This is a genomic window from Serratia sp. CY55921 (genome assembly GCF_052167655.1).
Taxonomy (GTDB): Bacteria; Pseudomonadota; Gammaproteobacteria; order Enterobacterales; family Enterobacteriaceae; genus Serratia; species Serratia ureilytica.
The window spans coordinates 1-20,237 of sequence record NZ_JBJNMU010000004.1 but is presented as its reverse complement, the minus strand read 5'-3'; the positions used below and the strand labels follow the sequence as shown (position 1 = coordinate 20,237).

Genomic DNA, 20,237 nt, shown 5'->3' with positions numbered 1-20,237 from the left:
CTTTAATTAAACCAGAGGAAACAGCAAATTGCATGGCAATTAAACTCGAAGTAAAGAACCTGTATAAGATATTTGGCGAGCACCCGGAACGCGCATTCAAACTGCTGGATAAAGGTCTGACAAAAGATCGGCTGTTTGAAAAAACCGGCTTATCGCTCGGCGTAAAAGACGCCACTCTGGCCATTGAAGAAGGCGAGATATTTGTCATCATGGGGCTCTCCGGTTCCGGCAAGTCCACCCTGGTACGCCTTCTCAATCGTCTGATAGAACCCACCCGCGGTCAGGTGCTGATCGACGGTGAGGACATCGCCAAAATATCCGACACCGCGCTGCGCACCGTGCGGCGAAATAAGATCAGCATGGTATTTCAGTCATTCGCGCTAATGCCGCACATGAATGTTCTGAATAATACCGCCTTTGGCATGGAATTAGCCGGAATGCCGCTGCAGGAACGCCAGGAAAAAGCGCTAGACGCCCTGCGTCAGGTCGGGCTGGAAAATTATTCGCTGTCTTATCCGGATGAATTATCCGGCGGCATGCGTCAGCGCGTGGGATTAGCCCGCGCGATGGCCAATAACCCGGATATATTATTGATGGACGAAGCCTTCTCGGCGCTCGATCCGTTAATTCGCACCGAAATGCAGGATGAGCTGGTGAAATTACAGGCTCAGCATCAGCGCACCATCGTGTTTATTTCCCACGATTTGGACGAAGCGATGCGCATTGGCGATCGCATCGCCATCATGCAGGGCGGCGAGGTGATCCAGGTCGGCACGCCGGACGAGATCCTCAATAATCCGGCCAACGACTACGTGCGCACCTTCTTCCGCGGCGTGGACATCAGTCATGTGTTCAGCGCCAAGGATATCGCCCAGCGGCGTCCGGTGACGCTGATCCGCAAAACCCCCGGTTTTGGCCCCCGCTCGGCGCTGCAGCTGCTGCGCGATGAGGACCGTGATTATGGTTATGTTGTTGAACGCGGGAAGAAATTTATCGGCGTGGTGTCGATAGAGTCGCTGAAAAAGGCGCTGTCCGCCAATCAAACGCTGGACGATGCCCTGCTTGAGGCCCCCGCCGCCGTGCCGGCCGACACGCCGCTCAGCGATCTGATCTCCCTGGTCGCCCAGGCGCCGTGCGCGGTGCCGGTGGTGGGCGAAGAACATAACTATCTCGGCATCATCTCCAAGGCCATGCTGCTGCAGGCGTTGGACAAGGAGGGCTCAGCCAATGAGTGATACCACGCAAACCCAAGATCCCTGGGCTACCGCACCGGCCGATGCCGGCGCGGCCCCCGCTCACGATGCCGCCGCCAACGCCGGCGACGCCTGGTCCAGCGCGCCGCCACCGGCCGCTCATGACGCCGCCGGGCAAGGCGCCGATTGGCTCAGCAGCGCCCCGGCGCAGCCTGAGCACTTCAGCCTGCTTGATCCGTTCCACAAAGCCTGGGTGCCGTTTGATTCCTGGGTCACGCAAGGTATCGACTGGCTGGTGCTGCACTTCCGCCCGCTGTTCCAGGGCATCCGCGTGCCGGTAGACGTGATCCTGAGCGGCTTCCAGCAATTGCTGTTGGGCATGCCGGCGCCGATCGCCATTCTGGTGTTCTCGCTGGTCGCCTGGCAGATCGCGGGCCTCGGCATGGGCGCCGCGACGCTGCTCTCTCTGGTCGCCATCGGCGCCATCGGCGCCTGGTCGCAGGCGATGGTTACGCTGGCGCTGGTGCTGACCGCGCTGTTCTTCTGCATCCTTATCGGCCTGCCGCTCGGCATCTGGCTGGCGCGCAGCAAGCATGCCGCCAAAGTGATTAGGCCGCTGCTCGACGCCATGCAAACCACCCCGGCCTTCGTCTATCTGGTGCCGATCGTCATGCTGTTCGGCATCGGCAACGTGCCGGGCGTGGTGGTGACCATTATCTTCGCGCTGCCGCCGATCGTGCGTCTGACCATTCTTGGCATCAAGCAGGTGCCGGAGGATCTGATCGAGGCCGCCGAATCCTTCGGTGCCAGCCCGCGCCAGCTGCTGTTCAAGGTGCAGCTGCCGCTGGCGATGCCGACCATCATGGCCGGCGTGAACCAGACGCTGATGTTGGCGCTGTCGATGGTCGTCATCGCCTCGATGATCGCCGTCGGCGGTCTGGGCCAGATGGTGCTGCGCGGCATCGGCCGGCTGGATATGGGCCTGGCCGCCATCGGCGGGGTCGGCATCGTGATCCTGGCGATCATTCTCGATCGCCTCACCCAATCGCTGGGGCGCGATCGCCGCAGCAAGGGCATCGGCCGCTGGTACCGTCGCGGCCCCATCGGGCTGTTTACCCGTCCATTTATCAAACAAGCCTGACGCTTTTCCCGCCGGCGGCTGCGGCCCCGGCGGGCCAGGGCACCACCACATCAAAAGAGGGGAAACACTATGCGCACCACGGGCATCTGGGCTCTCGCCCTGACGACACTGATTGGCTCACAGAGCGCCATCGCGGCGGATTTACCCGGCAAGGGAATAGCGGTACAGCCGGTGCAAAGCACCATTTCCGAAGAGACGTTCCAGACGCTGCTGGTCAGCAAGGCGCTGGAAAAACTGGGTTACGACGTGAAGGAACCGCGCGAAGTGGATTACAACGTCGCCTACACCTCCATCGCCTCCGGCGACGCCACCTTTATCGCGGTCAATTGGGATCCGCTGCACGCCGATCAGTACAAGGCCGCCGGCGGCGACGCCAAGTTCTACCGCGAAGGCGTCTACGTCAACGGCGCCGCGCAGGGCTACCTGATCGACAAGAAAACCGCCGAGCAGTACCACATCACCAACGTCGAACAGCTCAAGGATCCCAAGATCGCCAAGCTGTTCGACACCAACGGCGACGGCAAGGCCGATCTGACCGGCTGCACCCCGGGCTGGGGCTGCGAGGCGGTGATCAACCACCACATCAAGGCCTATGGCCTGAGCAATACCGTCGAACACAACCAGGGCAACTACGCGGCGATGATCGCCGACACCATCACCCGCTACAAAGAGGGCAAACCGGTACTGTATTACACCTGGACGCCGTACTGGGTCAGCGATGTGATGGTGCCGGGCCGCGACGTGGTCTGGCTGCAGGTACCGTTCTCTTCCTTGCCGGGCGAGCAGAAGAACGTCGATACCAAGCTGCCTAACGGCGCCAACTACGGCTTCCCGGTCAACACCATGCGCATCGCCGCCAACAAGCAGTGGGCCGAAGCCAACCCGGCGGCCGCCAAGCTGTTCGCCATCATGAAGCTGCCGATCGCCGACATCAACGCGCAAAACCTGCGCATGCATGAAGGCCAGGCTTCGGAAGCCGATATCCAAAACCACGTCAACGGTTGGATCAAGGCGCATCAGGCGACCTTCGACGGCTGGGTGAAAACCGCCGCCGAGGCGGCGAAACCGTAACCGATCGGGGGCGCCTCTGCCGCGCCCCTACCCCGCCAGATCGATGCCGCTGAACTGTAAAAAACGGGCGGCGGCGTTCGACAAGGGCTGCGGCCAGATGCAATACACCTGGCGCCGCGGCCCGTCTTCAATCGGAATCGACACCAGCGCGCTTAAGCGTTGCGCGGTCGAGATCGGTACGATGCCCGCCGCCAACCCGCGCCGCACCAGATTCTCCAGCCATTCGATATGATCGATTTCAAAACTGACGTGCCGGCGGATGCCCGCCGCCTGAAAGGCGCGGTCGGTTTGGCGCCGCGCGCCGGTGCCGCTGTAGAAATCCACCAGCGGCACTTCCGCCAGCGCCTGCAGGTTCACCCGCTCGCGGTTGGCCAGCGGGTGCTGCGGCGCCACCAGCGCCACCAGCGGCTCATCGGTCAACTGCCGGTGCGACATCGGCAGCAGATCGACATCGCCGGGCCAGATGCCGACGAACGCCATATCGCACTTCTGCAGACGCACATCCTCCAGCAGGACTTCGCTCATGCCAACGTACAGGCGGATGTTCACCGCCGGATAGTGGCGATGAAACTTGTCGAGCTTTTCGGTCAGATCAATCGCGTTTATGGTTGAAATCGTGCCGATGGTCAGGGTGCCGGACACCGCATCGCCGGCGGCGGTCACCTCTTCCACCAGCGCCTGCTGCGCCGCCAACAGGCGCTGCGCCGACGGAATGAAAGCCTGGCCGGCAGGGGTCAACCGCACCCGGCGCGAAGTGCGCTCAAACAGCGTACAGCCCAGCTCTTCTTCCAGTTTGGCGATCTGGTGGCTGAGCGCGGACTGCACCGTATGGCAGCGCTGCGCCGCCCGGGTGAAACTCTGTTCTTCCGCCACCGCCAGCGCATAGCGGATCTGTTTCAGGTTCATGGCATCTATCTTGAAATGAGATAAATCAAATGAAAATTATACATTGGTTTCCTCAGACGCGTTGCCGGATACTGCGCGCTATCTTCTTCCCGTGATGAAAAAAACATGAACCAACAAAACGCCCATCCGGGCCTCAGTCCGGCGCTGACCGTGCTGATTGCCATCGCAACCGGTCTGGCGGTCGCCAGCAACTATTACGCGCAACCGCTGCTGGAAACCATCGCCACCGGTTTCAACCTGTCGGTCAACCAGGCCGGCTTTATCGTCACCGCCGCGCAGCTCGGTTACGCCACCGGCCTGCTGCTGCTGGTGCCGCTCGGCGACATGTTCGAACGCCGCGGCCTGATCGTGTTCATGACGCTGCTGGCCGCCGGGGGCATGCTGATCACCGCCACTTCAGCCACGCTGCCGATGATGATCCTCGGCACCGCGCTCACCGGGCTGTTCTCGGTGGTGGCGCAGATCCTGGTGCCGCTGGCCGCCACGCTGGCCCACCCGGAAAAGCGCGGCAAGACCGTCGGCATCATCATGAGCGGTCTGCTGCTCGGCATCCTGCTGGCGCGCACCGTCGCGGGCGCCTTGGCGTCGTTCGGCGGCTGGCGCACCATCTACTGGATCGCCAGCGTGCTGATGATCCTGATGGCGCTGATCCTGTGGCGCGCGCTGCCGCGCTATAAGCAACACTCCGGGCTGAACTACCCGCAGCTGCTGGCCTCGATCTTCAGCCTGTTCTGCCGCACGCCGCTGCTGCGCACCCGCGCCATCCTCGGTGCCCTGTCGTTCGCCAACTTCAGCGTGCTCTGGACCTCAATGGCCTTTCTGCTCGCCGCGCCGCCGTTCAACTATTCCGAAGGGGTGATCGGACTGTTCGGTCTGGTGGGCGCCGCCGGAGCGCTGGCCGCTTCGCGCGCCGGGCATCTGGCGGACAAAGGCAAGGCCGGGTTGACCACCACCGTCGGCCTGGTATTGCTGCTGCTGTCCTGGATACCTATCGCGCTGGCTAAACAATCGCTGTGGGCGCTGATCGCCGGCATCCTGATCCTCGATCTGGCGGTGCAGGCGGTACACGTCACCAACCAGAGCGTGATGTATCGCATCATGCCGGAGGCGCGCAACCGCCTGACCGCCGGCTACATGACCAGCTACTTTATCGGCGGCGCCCTCGGTTCGCTGCTCTCCGCGTCCGCCTATCAGCATGCCGGCTGGTACGGCGTGGCCGCCGTCGGAGGGGTGTTATGCCTGCTCAACCTGCTGACCTGGTGGCTCGGCAAGCATCACGATCCGCAGGGGCCGGCGGCAATCTGATTATCGTGCAAATAGTCACTAAAGAAATTTATTAGCGGTGCAGGGTATAAACATTACTTACTCTCTGGTAATGTTCTGGGCATAAACTATTGACGACCTATCTACCCTGCGACCCACAACCATGCAAAGCCAAGCTGCAGACAGCCTTACTCCGCCCGCCGTCAGCGCCACCTTCGCCAACGGCGTCGTCGACAGTTTGCCGATCGTCATCGGGTACGTGCCGGTGGCGTTCGCTTTCGGCCTCAGCGCCGTCAAACTGGGCTTTTCCCCGCTGGAAAGCATTTTCTTCTCCTGCATCATCTACGCCGGCGCCAGCCAGTTCGTGATCACCGCCCTGCTGAGCGCCGGCATGTCGCTGTGGGTCTCCGCATTGACGGTGATGGCGATGGACGTGCGCCACCTGTTGTATGGCCCGGCGCTGCGTCACCGCATCGTCTCGCGCCTGTCGCCCGGCAAAACGGCGCTGTGGGCCTTTGGCCTGACCGATGAGGTCTTCGCCGCCGCCACCGCCAGGCTGATGCGCAATAACCGCAGCTGGAGCGAAAACTGGATGCTGGGCATCGCGCTCTGTTCCTGGCTCTCCTGGGTGGCCGGCACCGCGCTCGGCGCGCTGTTCGGCAACGGCCCGCTGGAACAGTTCCCAGTGATCGAGGCCTCGCTCGCCTTCATGCTGCCGGCGCTGTTTCTCAGTTTCCTGCTGGCCGCCTTCCGGCGTCCGCAGAGCCTGACCATCGCCGCCGCGCTGGCCGGCGCGCTGCTCGGCGTGGTGCTGTTCTCCATTCCGGTCGCCATTTTGGCCGGCATCGGCGCCGGCTGCGCCGCCGCCCTGTTCCAACCCCCGCACGCGGAGGCCAGCCATGAACACTGATGTGCTGGTGATCGGCCTGGTGGTGGGCTGCGCCAACTACCTGTTCCGTTATCTACCGCTGCGGCTGGCGCCGGCGCGCGCTCAGCCCGGCATCAAACGCGGCAAAGCCGCCCTGCTGCTCGACAGCATCGGCATCGCCTCCATCTGCGCCCTGCTGGTGGTCTCCAGCACGCCGGTGGTGATGCGCGAACCGGACAAGCTGCTGCCGACGTTAGCGGGGTTCGCCGCGCTGGCGCTGTGCTTCTACCGCAGTAAAAGCATCATTCTGTCGACGCTGCTCGGCGCGACGGCCTTTGGCGTCACATTAAAATTGTTAATGTTTTTCGGCCCTGGCTGACGCCGCCTCCGACCGTTTGGCTTCACACTGGCGTTTTCAGGCGTCACATCTTTACAAACACTGACAAATGACACGAATTGCTAAATTATCCGCACGGCTGAACATTTACATTATTTGTCACCGTCGTTACTATCTCGAACGAAATTAATGAGGCCCTAAATTATGGAAAGCTCGTTTGCCCCCATAGAACAAATGCTGAATTTCCGCGCCACGCGGCAGAAAGATTTCCCTTATCAGGAAATCCTGCTGACCCGTCTGTGCATGCACATGCAAGGCAAACTGCTGGAAAATCGCAATAAGATGCTGAAAGCGCAGGGGATTAACGAAACACTGTTTATGGCGCTGATTACCCTGGATGCGCAGGAAAGCCACAGCATCCAACCTTCTGAGCTAAGCTCTGCCCTGGGCTCCTCGCGCACCAATGCGACCCGCATCGCCGACGAGCTGGAGAAGCGCGGCTGGATCGAGCGCCGGGAAAGCGACAACGATCGCCGCTGCCTGCATCTGCATCTGACGCCGCAGGGGGAAGAATTTCTCAGTCAACTGCTGCCGCCGCAGCACCAATGTCTGCATTTCCTGTGGTCCACGCTGACCGACGATGAGCAAAAACAGCTGGAACAGCTGACGCGCAAATTGCTGGCACGTCTGGATCAAATGGAAATCACAGAACAGTTACCCTAATTCACAATTTCTGTTCAGGTACCTACTTATGCGATCCCCATTTCACTGGAGATTCACCCCGCTGTTCGCCGTGTTGCTGCTGGCCGGGTGTGCTTCTACCGATAATATTGCCCCGCAATCCACGCTGATGGATCCGCAGAGCCTGCAGTTGGCTCAGCCGAAAGTCAGTTCGCTGGCCGTCAGCCCGCAGTGGTGGCGCGCCCTCAAGGATCCGCAGCTGGACGCCTTGATGACGCAAACACTGCAAAGTTCGCCGACCCTGCGTCAGGCCGCCGCCCGCGTGCGCGAAGCGCAGAGCGTGGTAGGCGAAGCCAACGCCGCCAACGGGCCGAACCTGGATCTGAACGCCAGCACCCAGCGTCAGCGCGTGCCGCAGAACGTCAATATGGGGCTGGGGTATCCGCATAAGCCGATCTATTCAAGCTCCAACTCGCTGGGGTTGAACCTGGCGTACGAGTTCGACTGGTGGGGCAAATACCGCAACCAGGTGAACGCCGCCAAGGCGCAAGTGAACGCAGCGCGCGCCGAGCAGGAACAGGCGGCTCTGACGCTGACCAGCTCGGTGGCGTCCGCCTACTATCAGCTGCAGAGCAATCTCGCGCTCGAGAAGCTGCTGCAGCAGGAAGTGAACAACAACGAGCGCCTGACCGCGCTGCGCCAACAGCGCTATCAGGCCGGCCTGACCGGCGTCGACGTGCCGCAACAAACCCAGGCGCAGTCCGACGTCGCCAAACAGCAGATTCTGCAGCTGCAGTCGCAAATCGAACAGCTCAGACACCAGCTCGCCGCGCTGGCGGGCCAGGGGCCGAACGCCATGCAGCACCTGCGTCAAGTGCCGCTGCCTGCAGACAACCTGATGGCGCCGCAGGGCGAACTGACGGCGGATCTGCTGGGCAAACGCCCGGACATCGCCGCGCAACGCCAGCTGGTGGAGTCTTACAGCCAGCGCGTCAGCGCCGCGCGTAAAGAGTTTTACCCCAGCCTGACCATTTCAGCCTTCGCCGGCCTGATGACCACCAATACCAGTGGCACCAGCCCGAATCTGTTTGAAGCGGCCAGCCAGGCCTGGAACGTGATGCCGGCGATCTCGCTGCCGATCTTCCACGCCGGGGCCCTGCGCAGCAAGCTGGGCGAGGAATCCGCGCTGTATGACGAAGCGGTGGAATCCTACAACCAAACCATCCTGAATGCGGTACAGGAAACCGCCGACGCCATCACCATCCAGCAGAGCTCTGCACAACAGCAGCTGCAGGCGGCGTCCGCGGCCCAGTCGATGCAACAGGTGTATCAGGTCGCCAACGCCCGTTACCAGGCAGGGATTATCGGGCGCGACGATCTGTTGACCAGCCAGACGCAGCTATTGCAGCAGCAACAGGCGGAGTTGAATGCCAGCAGCAATTTACTGCAGGCGAAGATAGGACTGATCCGCGCGTTGGGCGGTGGCTATCAGGCCCCGGCCGCAGCGGATTCGAAAGCATAATAATATAAGGCTTGGAGAACACCATGAGCGCAAGCGCGGAAACCCAAAACCCGCAGCAGCCGAGCGGCAAAAAGAAGCAGCGCAAATTTTGGCTGCTGTTGCTGACGGTTATTTTCATTGTTATAGGGGTGGCTTATTTAGTGTATTGGTTCCTGGTGCTGCGTCATCACCAGGAAACCGACGACGCCTACGTTTCCGGCAACCAGGTGCAGATCATGGCCCAGGTGTCCGGCAGCGTGAACAGCGTCAACTTCGACAACACCGACTACGTCAAGCAGGGCGACGTGCTGCTGACGCTCGATCCGACCGATGCCGAGCAGGCGTTTGAACGCGCCAAAACCGGCCTGGCCAACAGCGTGCGTCAGACCCACCAGCTGATCATCAACAGTAAGCAGTATCAGGCCAACATCGCCTTGCGCAAGACCGATCTGAGCAAGGCCGAGAACGATCTGAAACGTCGCGTGGTGCTGGGCAGCGTTGACGCCATCGGCCGCGAAGAGCTGCAACACGCTCGCGATGCGGTCGACAGCGCCAAAGCCGCGCTGGAAGTGGCGGTGCAGCAATACAACGCCAACCAGGCGATGGTGCTGAACACCCCGCTGGAACAGCAGCCGGCGATCCAGCAAGCCGCCGCGCAGATGCGCGACGCCTGGCTGGCGCTGCAGCGTACCAAAGTGATCAGCCCGATTACCGGCTATGTCTCGCGCCGCAGCGTGCAGGTCGGCGCGCAGATCGCCGCCGGTTCGCCGCTGATGGCGGTAGTGCCGGCCGATCACATCTGGGTTGACGCCAACTTCAAGGAAACGCAAATCGCCAATATGCGCATCGGCCAGCCGGCGACGGTGGTCAGCGACGTCTACGGCGACGACGTGGTGTATCAAGGCAAAGTGGTCGGTATCGACATGGGCACCGGCAGCGCCTTCTCGCTGCTGCCGGCCCAGAACGCCACCGGCAACTGGATCAAGGTGGTGCAACGTCTGCCGGTGCGTATTGAGCTCGACGCCAAGCAGGTGGCCGATCATCCGCTGCGCATCGGTCTTTCGACGCTGGTGACCGTCGACACCGCCAACCTGGACGGCCGCGTGCTGTCTGACGTGGTGCGCGACAAACCGCTGTATCAGAGCGACGCGCTGGCGTTGAATCTGGCGCCGGTTAACCAGCTGATCGCCGACGTGATCCATGCGAACGCCGGCTAAGCGCGCGGGAGGCCATCTTGCCACAGAAACCGCTTGAAGGCGCCCAGCTTGCCTGGATGACGGTCGCGCTCGCCATGGCGACCTTCATGCAGGTGCTGGACTCCACCATCGCCAACGTGGCGATCCCCACCATTGCCGGTAACCTCGGGTCTTCCAACTCGCAGGGCACCTGGGTGATCACCTCGTTCGGCGTGGCGAACGCCATCTCGATCCCGATCACCGGCTGGCTGGCGAAGCGCATCGGCGAAGTGCGGCTGTTCCTCTGGTCCACCGCGCTGTTCGTTCTCGCCTCCTGGCTGTGCGGCATCTCCAACAGCCTCGGCATGCTGATCTTCTTCCGCGTGATCCAGGGCGTGGTGGCCGGGCCGCTGATCCCGCTGTCGCAGAGCCTGTTGCTGAACAACTACCCGCCCGCCAAGCGAGCGATGGCCCTGGCGCTCTGGTCGATGACCGTGATCGTCGCGCCGATCTTCGGGCCAATTCTCGGCGGTTACATCAGCGACAACTACCACTGGGGTTGGATCTTCTTCATCAACATCCCGATCGGCGCCTTCGTTATCCTGGCGGCGATGGCGACGCTGAAGGGGCGAGAAACCAAAACCGAGATCAAGCCGATCGACACCGTCGGCCTGGTGCTGCTGATCGTCGGCATCGGTTCGCTGCAGGTGATGCTCGATCAGGGCAAGGAGCTGGACTGGTTCAACTCGACCGAGATCATCACCCTGACCGTCGTGGCGGTCGTGGCGCTGCTGTTCCTGGTAGTCTGGGAACTGACGGACGATCATCCGGTGGTGGATTTATCGCTGTTCAAGTCGCGCAACTTTACCATCGGCTGTCTGTGCATCAGCCTGGCGTACATGCTGTATTTCGGCGCCATCGTTCTGCTGCCGCAGCTGCTGCAAGAGGTGTACGGCTATACCGCTACCTGGGCGGGGCTGGCGTCGGCGCCGGTCGGGCTGATCCCGGTGCTGCTGTCGCCGATCATCGGTAAGTTCGGCAACCGGCTCGACATGCGCAAGCTGGTGACTTTCAGCTTCATCATGTATGCCGTGTGCTTCTACTGGCGCGCCTATACGTTTGAACCGGGCATGGACTTCGGCGCTTCGGCCTGGCCGCAGTTCGTTCAAGGTTTCGCCATCGCCTGCTTCTTCATGCCGTTGACCACCATCACGCTGTCCGGCCTGCCGCCGGAACGCATGGCGGCGGCATCGAGCCTGTCGAACTTTACGCGAACCCTGGCGGGGTCGATCGGCACCTCGATCACCACCACCCTGTGGACGCAGCGCGAATCGCAGCATCACGCGCAGCTGACGGAGTTCGTCAACCCGTACAATCCGCAGTCGCAGGAGATGTACCGGCAGCTCGAGCAGCTCGGCATGAGCAAGCAGCAGGCGTCGGCCTACATCGCCAACGAGATCACGGCACAGGGGCTGATCATCTCCGCCAACGAGATTTTCTGGCTGTCGGCCGGGGTATTCCTGGTGCTGCTGGCGCTGGTGTGGGTAGCGAAACCGCCATTCAGCTCCGGCGGCGGCGGGGGCGGCGGCGCTCACTAAGCTTCAATAAACGAAACGGGCGCCCTGAGGCGCCCGTTTTTTTATTCGACGTAATGAAAATCACGCCTGATTCTGACGCCACCAGTCCGCCAGCAGAATGCCGGTCGCCACGGAAACGTTCAGGCTTTCTACCTTGCCGGTGCCGCCGATAGACACGTTCATATCGCCCTGCTGCCAGGCGCTGTCGCTGAGGCCGTCGCGCTCCTGGCCCAGCACCAGCACCATCTTGGCCGGCAGCTTGGCCTGCGCCAGCGCGGTACCTTTGTGGCTGGAGGTGGTGACGATGGTGTAACCCGCCTTGCGGAAGGTATCCAGCACCGACAGGAAATCATCGGCGTTGATCGCCTTGATGTGCTCCGCGCCGCCTTCTGCGGTACGCACCGCCGCGCCGGATTCCAGCAACGCCGGATCCTGCAGCAACACGCCGTTGACGCCGAAGTGGGCGCACGAACGGACGATGGCGCCCAGGTTATGCGGGTTGCCGACTTCTTCCAGCGCCAATACGCAGTCGGTCGCCGGCGCAGTTTTCAGGTAGGTCTGCGCATCCAGGCCCTGACGCTTTTTGATCAGGAAGCAGACGCCGCCGTGGTGCTCGGTGCCGGAAGCCTTGGCCAGCTCTTCCTCATCCACCACGTGGTAGGCTTTGCGGTTAGCCGCCATCCAGCGCAGCGCTTCACGAAAGCGCGGCGTGACCGACTGCACGAACCAGGCGCGCACGATCGCTTCCGGGCGGCTGGCGAACAGCGCCTGACAGGCATTTTCACCGTAAACGCGGGTTTCTTCCGCGCGCTGGCGGCGCAGCTGTTCCGGATCGATGAAGCTTTTGCCGCTGATGCCGCCGTGATCGAACGCCGGCTCTTCACTCGGCGCGCGCGACACGGTTCTCCACGGCGACTCGTTGCCGCCGCGATCTTCAGAGCGCGCCGGACGGCGAGGACGATCGCTTTCACTGCGGCGGGAATCGGCTCCGCGACGGTCATTGCCGCCGCGCGCCTTGTCTTGACCGGTGCGGCCCGAGCGCGCACCGTCAGCCGGACGGCCTTTGCCGGCCGGACGTTTATTCTTGTTGCGGTCGTCGCCGTTGTCGTCGTCGCTGCGGACGTACATCACTTTGACCTTACCGTTCTTGCCACTAAATGAATCGTTCATTGTCTTCTCCACCAACGCGCAGGGCGCGAAGATTACCTGATGTTGGTGCATGAAGCCACCAACTTGCGCTAAAAGCTCCCAACTATCACATCCATTGAACAAACCTCATTGTTCATGCGCCGGGTTTTGCCGATAATCGTCAGCATTAAAGAAACATCTCCGCAACCGCGTTGCGGGGACCCGGCTTTCTCAGTACCCGAGGTCAACATGAATACAGTTTGTGCAGCTTGCAATGCCACCAACCGTGTGCCGGAAGAACGTCTGGCGGACAACGCGAAATGCGGCCGCTGCGGCCATGAGCTCTTCGACGGTGAAGTGATCAACGCCACCGCCGCCACGCTGGACCAGTTGCTGCAGGACGATCTGCCGGTCGTGGTCGATTTCTGGGCGCCGTGGTGCGGCCCGTGCCGCAGCTTTGCGCCGATCTTTGAAGACGTGGCCGAAGAGCGCGCCGGCAAAGTGCGCTTCGTGAAAGTGAACACCGAAGCCGAGCCGGAACTGAGCGCCCGTTTCCGCATCCGCAGCATCCCGACCATCATGGTGTTCCGTCAGGGCAAGATGGTCGACATGCTCAACGGCGCGATGCCGAAGGCGCCGTTTGACAACTGGCTCAACGAGTTAGTGTGATTCGGCAAGTATAGGCCGTATCCCGCCATCGCGCGCGAACGCGCCCCGATCGAGCCCGCCCCTCCCGGCGGGCTTTTTTCTGCGTTACAATAGCGGTTTTTCCCCAGGATCGTTATGACCGACAACGCCGTACTTCGCCTGCGCCAATTCCGTTTAGACCGCGCCACCCGCCCCTTTCTGGCGCGCGGTTGCCGGGTGGCGCGTTGTCAGGGGTGCCTGCTGCCGCATAAGAACTGCCTGTGCGACACCATTCGCCCGCAGCAGGCCGGCAGCCGTTTCTGCCTGATCATGTTCGGCGCCGAGCCGCTCAAGCCCAGCAACACCGGGCGCCTGATCGCCGATATCCTGCCGGACACCCAGGCGTTCCTCTGGTCGCGTACCGAGGTCGATCCCGCCCTGCTGGCGGCCATCAACGATCCGACACGGCAGCCTTACGTGGTGTTCCCCGCGTCCTACGCCGACGCCGAGCGGCCGGTGTTCAGCGAACTGCCCGTCGGCGGCAAACCGCCGCTGTTCATCATGCTGGACGGCACCTGGGCGGAAGCGCGCAAAATGTTCCGTAAAAGCCCGTATCTCAATCAATTCCCGGTGTTTTCACTCAACGTCGACGCCGCATCGGCCTACCAGCTGCGCGAAGCCAGCCGCGCCGAGCAACACTGCACGGCGGAAGTGGCCGCCGCCCTGCTGCAACAGGCGGGCGATATGCCGGCCGCCGACGGATTGAATCAGCATTTCCGCTATTTCCGTCAACAGTATCTGGCGGGAAAACCGACCCGACCGGAGGCACCGGTCACAGCAATGTAGCCATAAAGCGCCTAAAATCAGGCGTAACGTTGCCAAAAGGAGCCGTGCATGAGCCAGCGAGGGTTAGAAGCGCTACTACGTCCCAAATCGATCGCCGTGCTGGGCGCTTCGCAGCAGCCGGGCCGCGCCGGCAACCTGATGATGAGCAACCTGCTGGCCGGCGGTTTCGGCGGGCCCATCTTGCCGGTGACGCCGCGCTACAAGGCGGTATGCGGCGTCATGGCCTATCCCGACGTCGCCAGCCTGCCGCTGACGCCGGATCTGGCGATCATCTGCACCCACGCCAGCCGTAATCTGGCGCTGATTGAAGCGCTGGGCCAACGTGGCTGCAAAACCGCCATCGTGCTCTCTTCGCCGCCGGAACAGTTCGCCGAGCTCAAAGCCTGCGCGCAGCGTTACGCCATGCGGCTGCTGGGCCCCAACAGTCTGGGGCTGCTGGCGCCGTGGCAAGGCATCAACGCCAGCTTCTCGCCGGTGCCGATCCAAAAGGGCAAGCTGGCGTTTATCTCGCAGTCCGCCGCCGTCGCCAACACCATTCTCGACTGGGCGCAGCAGCGCGAAGTTGGCTTCTCCTATTTCATCGCGCTGGGCGACAGCCTGGATATCGACGTCGACGACCTGCTCGACTTTTTGGCGCGCGACAGCAAGACCAGCGCCATCCTGCTGTATCTGGAAAACATCAGCGACGCACGGCGCTTTCTCTCCGCCTCGCGCAGCGCCTCGCGCAACAAGCCTATTCTGGTGATCAAAAGCGGCCGCAGCCAACAGGCGCAATTACTGCTCAACAGCCAACTGGGGCTGGACGCCGCCTATGACGCCGCCATCCAACGCGCCGGCCTGCTGCGCGTCCAGGATACCCATGAGCTGTTCTCGGCGGTGGAAACCCTCAGCCATATGCATCCGCTGCGCGGCGAAAGGCTGATGATCGTCAGCAACGGGGCGGCGCCGGCGGCGATGGCCTTGGACGAACTGCTCGGCCGCAACGGCAAGCTGGCGACGCTGAGCGAGGAGAGCCTGGCGACGCTGAGCGACGCGCTGCCGGACTTCATTCGCGCCGGCAACCCGCTCGACCTGCGCGACGACGCCACGCCGCAGCGTTATCTGGCGGCTCTCGAAGCGCTGCTCGACAGCCACGACTATGACGCGCTGCTGCTGATCCACGCGCCGAGCGCCGCTGCGCCCGGCACCGCCACGGCGCAGCGGCTGATCGACGCGCTGCATCGCCATGCGCGCGGCAAGCGCATCACGCTGCTGACCAACTGGTGCGGCGAATACTCTTCGCAAGAGGCACGCCGGCTGTTTACCGAGGCCGCCATTCCGACTTACCGCACGCCGGAAGGCGCTGTGACCGCTTTTATGCATATGGTGGAATACCGCCGCAACCAGAAGCAGCTGAAGGAGACGCCGGCGCTGCCGGTCGGCCTGACCGCCAATACCGCCGACGCTCACCGCCTGATCCATCAGGCGCTGGCCGAAGGCGCCACCCAGTTGGATACCCACGAGGTGCAATCCATTCTGCAGGCTTATGACCTGAGCACCCTGCCGACCTGGATCGCCGAAGACAGCGCCGAAGCGGTGCACATCGCCGAGCAGATCGGCTACCCGGTAGCGCTGAAGCTGCGCTCGCCGGATATCCCGCACAAGTCGGAAGTTCAGGGCGTGATGCTCTACCTGCGCACCGCGACCGAAGTGCAGCGCGCGGCGGAGGCGATCCTCGACCGCGTGAAGCGTACCTATCCTCAGGCGCGCATCCACGGCCTGTTGGTGCAGAGCATGGCCAACCGCGCCGGCGCCCAGGAGCTGCGCATCGCCGTGGAGCAGGATGCCATTTTCGGCCCGTTGATCATGCTGGGTGAAGGCGGCGTAGAGTGGCGCCAGGAAAATCAGGTCGCGGTCGCGCTGCCGCCGTTGAATATGGCGCTGGCGCGTTATCTGGTGCTGCAGGCGGTGAAAGGCGGCAAGATCCGCGGGCGCAGCGCACTGCGGCCTTTAGATATCCCCGGGCTGAGCCGCTTGCTGGTGCAGGTTTCCAACCTGATCCTTGACTGCCCTGAGATCGCCCGGCTGGATATTCACCCGGTGCTGGCTTCCGGCAGCGAGTTCACCCTGCTGGACGTTTCGATGCAGCTCGCACCGTTCAGCGGCGATCCGCAGGCGCGGCTGGCGATTCGGCCTTATCCGCATGAGCTGGAAGAGACCATCGCGCTGAAAGACGGCAGCCAATGCCTGTTCCGCCCTATCCTGCCGGAAGACGAGCCGGCGCTGAAGCATTTCATCGACCGGGTGACCAAGGAAGACCTCTATTATCGCTACTTCAGCGAGATCAACGAGTTTACCCATGACGATTTGGCCAACATGACGCAGATCGACTACGATCGGGAAATGGCCTTTGTGGCGGTGCGGGCAGACGAGATTATCGGCGTGACCCGCGCGCTGTCCGATCCGGACAACACCGACGCCGAATTCGCCGTGCTGGTACGTTCCGACCTAAAAGGCGTGGGGCTCGGCCGCCAGCTGCTGGAGAAAATGATCGCCTATGCGCGCGCGCATGGCCTGACCCGCCTGAGCGGTATCACCATGCCGAATAACCGCGGCATGATCGCGCTGGCGCAGCGGTTGGGCTTTGGCATCGAGGTGCAGCTTGAGGACGGCATCGTCAATCTGACGCTGCCGCTGCAGGCCGACGACGCGCAGTGACCTGCGTCGCAATGCGCTACGAATCCACCACTTAACGCCAAAACATACGCACAATCGAGGCAACTAATGGTATTATCGCCCGATTATTCGGTTTATTGTTTTTAAGTCTGTGGCGTTCCGGCCATCAATCATGAGAGAAGAAGCGCACTGTGATGTTGTCAAAATTTAAACGTAGCAAACATCAACAACACCTTGCACAACTGCCCAAACTCCCCCAGACGGTTGCTGATGTTCGTACTCTGTACGCGCCGTCCGACTTTCGCGCCACGCTGCTGGATTCCATCGCCAACGCCACCCAACGTATCTATCTGGTGGCTCTGTATCTGGAGCATGACGACGCCGGGCGTGAGATCCTCAACGCGCTGTATCAAGCCAAACAGCGGCGGCCCGAGCTGGAAATCTGCGTGCTGGTCGACTGGCACCGCGCACAGCGCGGGCGCATCGGCGCCGCCGCCGCCAATACCAACGCCGACTGGTACTGCGCCATGGCCAGCCAGCATCCGGAACAATCGGTGCCGATCTACGGCGTACCGGTCAATACTCGCGAAGCGCTGGGCGTATTGCATTTAAAAGGTTTTGTGGTCGACGATACCGTTATCTACAGCGGCGCCAGCATCAACGACGTCTATCTGCATCAGCATGAGAAATACCGTTACGATCGCTACCAGTTGATCACCAACGGCGTGCTGGCCGATACTCTGATCGATTACATCAAGCAGCATCTGCTCACCGCCGGCGCCGTACAACGCCTGGATCGCAGCGATCGGCCGAAAAGCCCGGAGATCAAAAACGAAACCCGTCTGTTCCGTTTCGCCCTACGCCGCGCCGGTTACCACTTCCGCGGCAAAGCCGGCAACGATGAGCTGGCGGTGACGCCGATGGTTGGGCTAGGCAAACAAAGCGTGCTGAATAAAACCATTCATCACCTGATGTCATGCACCGACCAGAAACTGACGCTGTGCACCCCCTATTTCAACCTGCCGGCGCTGCTGGTGCGCAACATCATTTACCTGCTGCGACAAGGCAAGCAGGTGGAAATCATCGTCGGCGATAAAACCGCCAACGATTTCTATATTCCGGAAGACCAGCCGTTCAAAATCATCGGCGCGCTGCCCTACCTGTATGAGATCAACCTGCGCCGCTTCCTGAGCCGGTTGCAGCGTTACATCGACACCGGCCAACTGATCGTGCGTTTGTGGAAGGATGGCGATAACAGCTATCACCTGAAAGGCATGTGGGTAGACGAAGAGTGGCAGCTGATTACCGGCAATAACCTCAACCCGCGCGCCTGGCGGCTGGATCTGGAAAACGCCATTCTGATCCACGATCCCAAGCAAGAGCTGCGCGAGCAACGGCAGAAAGAGCTGGAATGCATCCGTACTCATACCACTGTAGTCGGCCATTATCAGGAACTGCAAAGCATCCAGCAGTATCCGATCAAGGTGCGTAAGCTGATTCGGCGTCTGCGCCGTATCCGCATCGATCGGCTGATCAGCCGTATCCTGTAAGCGGTATGCTGACCCCGGCCAAGGCCGGGGTTTTTATTACAGCTGTATCTCCTTGCCTTTGCGATGCAACCGGAGCGAGACCAGCAGCGCCAGCAGGCACATGCCGGAGACATACCAGAAGAAAGCGTTCTCCACGCCAAACGATTTAAGCGACAGCGCGACATATTCCGCCGAGCCGCCGAACATGGCGTTCGCCACCGCATAAGACAAACCCACCCCTAAAGCACGTACCTCCGGCGGGAACATTTCGGCTTTAAGCAGCCCGCTGATCGCGGTGTAAAAACTGATGATGAACAGCGCCAGCACGATCAGGCCAAACGCCATATAAGGATTACTCACCTCTTTCAGAGCGAACAGGATCGGCACCGTCAACACCGTGGCAAAGGCCGAGAAGATCAACATCGAGCTGCGACGGCCGATTTTGTCCGAAAACGCGCCTACCGCAGGCTGCAGCAGCATAAAGACGAACAGCGCGACGGTCATGATGGCGCTGGCCAGCTTGGCGTCCATACCGGCGGTATTCACCAGATATTTCTGCATGTAGGTGGTGAAGGTGTAGAAGGTCAGCGAACCGGCGGCGGTAAAGCCCAGCACCATCAGGAACGCCTTGCGATTTTTCCACAGCCCCGTCAGCGAACCGGCATCTTTGTGGTTACGCGTCTTCGCATCGGAGGTTTCATTCAGCGAGCGGCGCAGGTACAGCGCGACTACCGCCAACACGGCCCCCAGGGCAAACGGAATGCGCCATCCCCAGGCTTTCAGCTCTTCGGCGGGCAATATCTGCTGCAGGATCACCAGGACCAGCAACGCCAACAGTTGCCCGCCGATCAGCGTCACGTACTGGAACGAGGCGTAAAAGCCGCGTCGCCCCTTGATCGCCACCTCGCTCATATAGGTCGCGCTGGTGCCGTATTCCCCCCCTACCGACAGCCCCTGGAACAGGCGGGCGATCAGCAGCAACGCCGGCGCCCAGCTGCCGATCGATTCATACGTCGGCAGGCAGGCGATCACCAGCGATCCGGCGCACATCATACAGACCGAAAGCAGCATGGAATTTTTTCGACCATGCTTGTCGGCAATATAACCGAATAGCCAACCGCCAATCGGCCGCATAAAGAAGCCGGCGGCGAATACCCCGGCGGTTTGCAGCAGCTGCGTGGTGCTGTTGCCCGCAGGGAAGAACGAGGCGGCAAAGTAAATGGAACAAAAGGAGTAAACGTAAAAATCAAACCACTCCACTAGATTGCCTGATGAAGCCCCGACGATAGCGAAAATGCGTTTCTTGTTATCCAGCGCCCCCTGTTCGACGCCGTGCTCATCCCCAAGAGCCGATGTTGTTTCTGTCATGATGTATTCTCCGAGCCATAACAATGATGAAATTTGGCTTCCTGCCGCCCTGGTTGTTACTTTATTGTTATTTATAAGTTAACAGCCAAACTTAATAGCGGACGAAGAATATCTGACATTCAGAGAAACAATGCGTTGGTTTTGTGATGAATATTAAACAGTACGATGAAAGCTGAAGCGGATTACAACGGGGATTTTCCATTTTACGCATAGCAAAAAGCCCTGAACGTCAGTTCAGGGCTTTTTGCTTTGTTTGATGCCTGGCAGTGTCCTACTCTCGCATGGGGAGACCCCACACTACCATCGGCGCTACGGCGTTTCACTTCTGAGTTCGGCATGGGGTCAGGTGGGACCACCGCGCTATTGCCGCC

The 20,237-nt window shown here is 61.3% G+C and carries 17 protein-coding genes and 1 rRNA gene; 14 read left to right on the top strand and 4 right to left on the bottom strand.

The features are described 5' to 3' along the window. The first annotated feature begins 32 nt into the window (after window positions 1-32). The 3 genes from proV (at window position 33) to proX (ending at window position 3,405) form a co-directional block, all read left to right on the top strand. Window positions 33-1,235: a glycine betaine/L-proline ABC transporter ATP-binding protein ProV gene (gene proV / locus ACJ8M3_RS18120; RefSeq protein ID WP_033651617.1), complete on the top strand. Its 1,203-nt coding sequence runs from the start codon at window positions 33-35 to the stop codon at window positions 1,233-1,235. Then, a complete protein-coding gene (gene proW / locus ACJ8M3_RS18115; protein ID WP_033644159.1) occupies window positions 1,228-2,334 on the top strand; it encodes a glycine betaine/L-proline ABC transporter permease ProW in 1,107 nt (368 codons plus the stop codon). The genes proV and proW overlap by 8 nt, the downstream gene beginning before the upstream one ends. A 69-nt stretch (window positions 2,335-2,403) precedes the next feature. Next, window positions 2,404-3,405, top strand: a complete 1,002-nt coding sequence (gene proX, locus ACJ8M3_RS18110) for a glycine betaine/L-proline ABC transporter substrate-binding protein ProX (RefSeq protein WP_033644160.1) — start codon at window positions 2,404-2,406, stop codon at window positions 3,403-3,405. Window positions 3,406-3,432: 27 nt separating this feature from the next. On the opposite strand, the gene ACJ8M3_RS18105 is transcribed toward proX, so the two are convergent. Further along, the gene (locus ACJ8M3_RS18105; RefSeq protein ID WP_033644161.1) at window positions 3,433-4,311 is read right to left on the bottom strand and encodes a LysR family transcriptional regulator; all 879 of its coding nucleotides are present in this window, start codon (window positions 4,309-4,311) and stop codon (window positions 3,433-3,435) included. A gap of 105 nt (window positions 4,312-4,416) precedes the next feature. On the opposite strand from ACJ8M3_RS18105, the gene ACJ8M3_RS18100 reads away from it, so the two are divergent. From ACJ8M3_RS18100 to emrB, 7 genes are all read left to right on the top strand, one after another. Then, the gene (locus ACJ8M3_RS18100) at window positions 4,417-5,616 is read left to right on the top strand and encodes an MFS transporter (protein WP_089197366.1); all 1,200 of its coding nucleotides are present in this window, start codon (window positions 4,417-4,419) and stop codon (window positions 5,614-5,616) included. Window positions 5,617-5,737: 121 nt separating this feature from the next. Then, window positions 5,738-6,484: an AzlC family ABC transporter permease gene (locus tag ACJ8M3_RS18095; protein ID WP_033644163.1), complete on the top strand. Its 747-nt coding sequence runs from the start codon at window positions 5,738-5,740 to the stop codon at window positions 6,482-6,484. Then, window positions 6,474-6,821: an L-valine transporter subunit YgaH gene (ygaH, locus tag ACJ8M3_RS18090; RefSeq protein WP_033644164.1), complete on the top strand. Its 348-nt coding sequence runs from the start codon at window positions 6,474-6,476 to the stop codon at window positions 6,819-6,821. Before ACJ8M3_RS18095 ends, ygaH begins: the two co-directional genes overlap by 11 nt. Window positions 6,822-6,983: 162 nt before the next feature. Then, a complete protein-coding gene (gene mprA / locus ACJ8M3_RS18085) occupies window positions 6,984-7,502 on the top strand; it encodes a transcriptional repressor MprA (RefSeq protein WP_004928879.1) in 519 nt (172 codons plus the stop codon). Between the two features lie 28 nt (window positions 7,503-7,530). Next, complete coding sequence (locus ACJ8M3_RS18080; RefSeq protein ID WP_033644165.1) at window positions 7,531-8,982, top strand: efflux transporter outer membrane subunit; 1,452 nt, start codon at window positions 7,531-7,533, stop codon at window positions 8,980-8,982. Between the two features lie 23 nt (window positions 8,983-9,005). Further along, complete coding sequence (emrA, locus tag ACJ8M3_RS18075; RefSeq protein ID WP_016929855.1) at window positions 9,006-10,178, top strand: multidrug efflux MFS transporter periplasmic adaptor subunit EmrA; 1,173 nt, start codon at window positions 9,006-9,008, stop codon at window positions 10,176-10,178. A gap of 17 nt (window positions 10,179-10,195) precedes the next feature. Further along, window positions 10,196-11,734 (top strand): multidrug efflux MFS transporter permease subunit EmrB, encoded by a 1,539-nt coding sequence (gene emrB, locus ACJ8M3_RS18070; protein ID WP_033644166.1) that lies wholly within the window; start codon window positions 10,196-10,198, stop codon window positions 11,732-11,734. Window positions 11,735-11,794: 60 nt separating this feature from the next. On the opposite strand, the gene ACJ8M3_RS18065 is transcribed toward emrB, so the two are convergent. After that, window positions 11,795-12,883, bottom strand: a complete 1,089-nt coding sequence (locus ACJ8M3_RS18065) for a tRNA/rRNA methyltransferase (RefSeq protein WP_033644167.1) — start codon at window positions 12,881-12,883, stop codon at window positions 11,795-11,797. A 207-nt stretch (window positions 12,884-13,090) separates the two neighbouring features. Between ACJ8M3_RS18065 and trxC the strand changes: the two genes are divergently transcribed. The 4 genes from trxC (at window position 13,091) to pssA (ending at window position 18,519) form a co-directional block, all read left to right on the top strand. Next, window positions 13,091-13,510 (top strand): thioredoxin TrxC, encoded by a 420-nt coding sequence (trxC, locus tag ACJ8M3_RS18060; RefSeq protein WP_004928868.1) that lies wholly within the window; start codon window positions 13,091-13,093, stop codon window positions 13,508-13,510. Window positions 13,511-13,624: 114 nt separating this feature from the next. Continuing rightward, window positions 13,625-14,314 (top strand): tRNA-uridine aminocarboxypropyltransferase, encoded by a 690-nt coding sequence (locus tag ACJ8M3_RS18055; RefSeq protein ID WP_047573925.1) that lies wholly within the window; start codon window positions 13,625-13,627, stop codon window positions 14,312-14,314. 48 nt (window positions 14,315-14,362) lie between these two features. Then, a complete protein-coding gene (locus tag ACJ8M3_RS18050) occupies window positions 14,363-17,011 on the top strand; it encodes a bifunctional acetate--CoA ligase family protein/GNAT family N-acetyltransferase (RefSeq protein WP_033644169.1) in 2,649 nt (882 codons plus the stop codon). 152 nt (window positions 17,012-17,163) lie between these two features. Next, entirely contained in the window at window positions 17,164-18,519 is a 1,356-nt protein-coding gene (gene pssA, locus ACJ8M3_RS18045; protein ID WP_033644170.1) for a CDP-diacylglycerol--serine O-phosphatidyltransferase, read from the top strand. Between the two features lie 36 nt (window positions 18,520-18,555). On the opposite strand, the gene ACJ8M3_RS18040 is transcribed toward pssA, so the two are convergent. Next, window positions 18,556-19,866, bottom strand: coding sequence for an MFS family transporter (locus ACJ8M3_RS18040; protein ID WP_033644171.1), 1,311 nt, complete (start codon window positions 19,864-19,866; stop codon window positions 18,556-18,558). A gap of 258 nt (window positions 19,867-20,124) precedes the next feature. Further along, window positions 20,125-20,237, bottom strand: a 5S ribosomal RNA gene (rrf, locus tag ACJ8M3_RS18035); the annotation flags it as partial.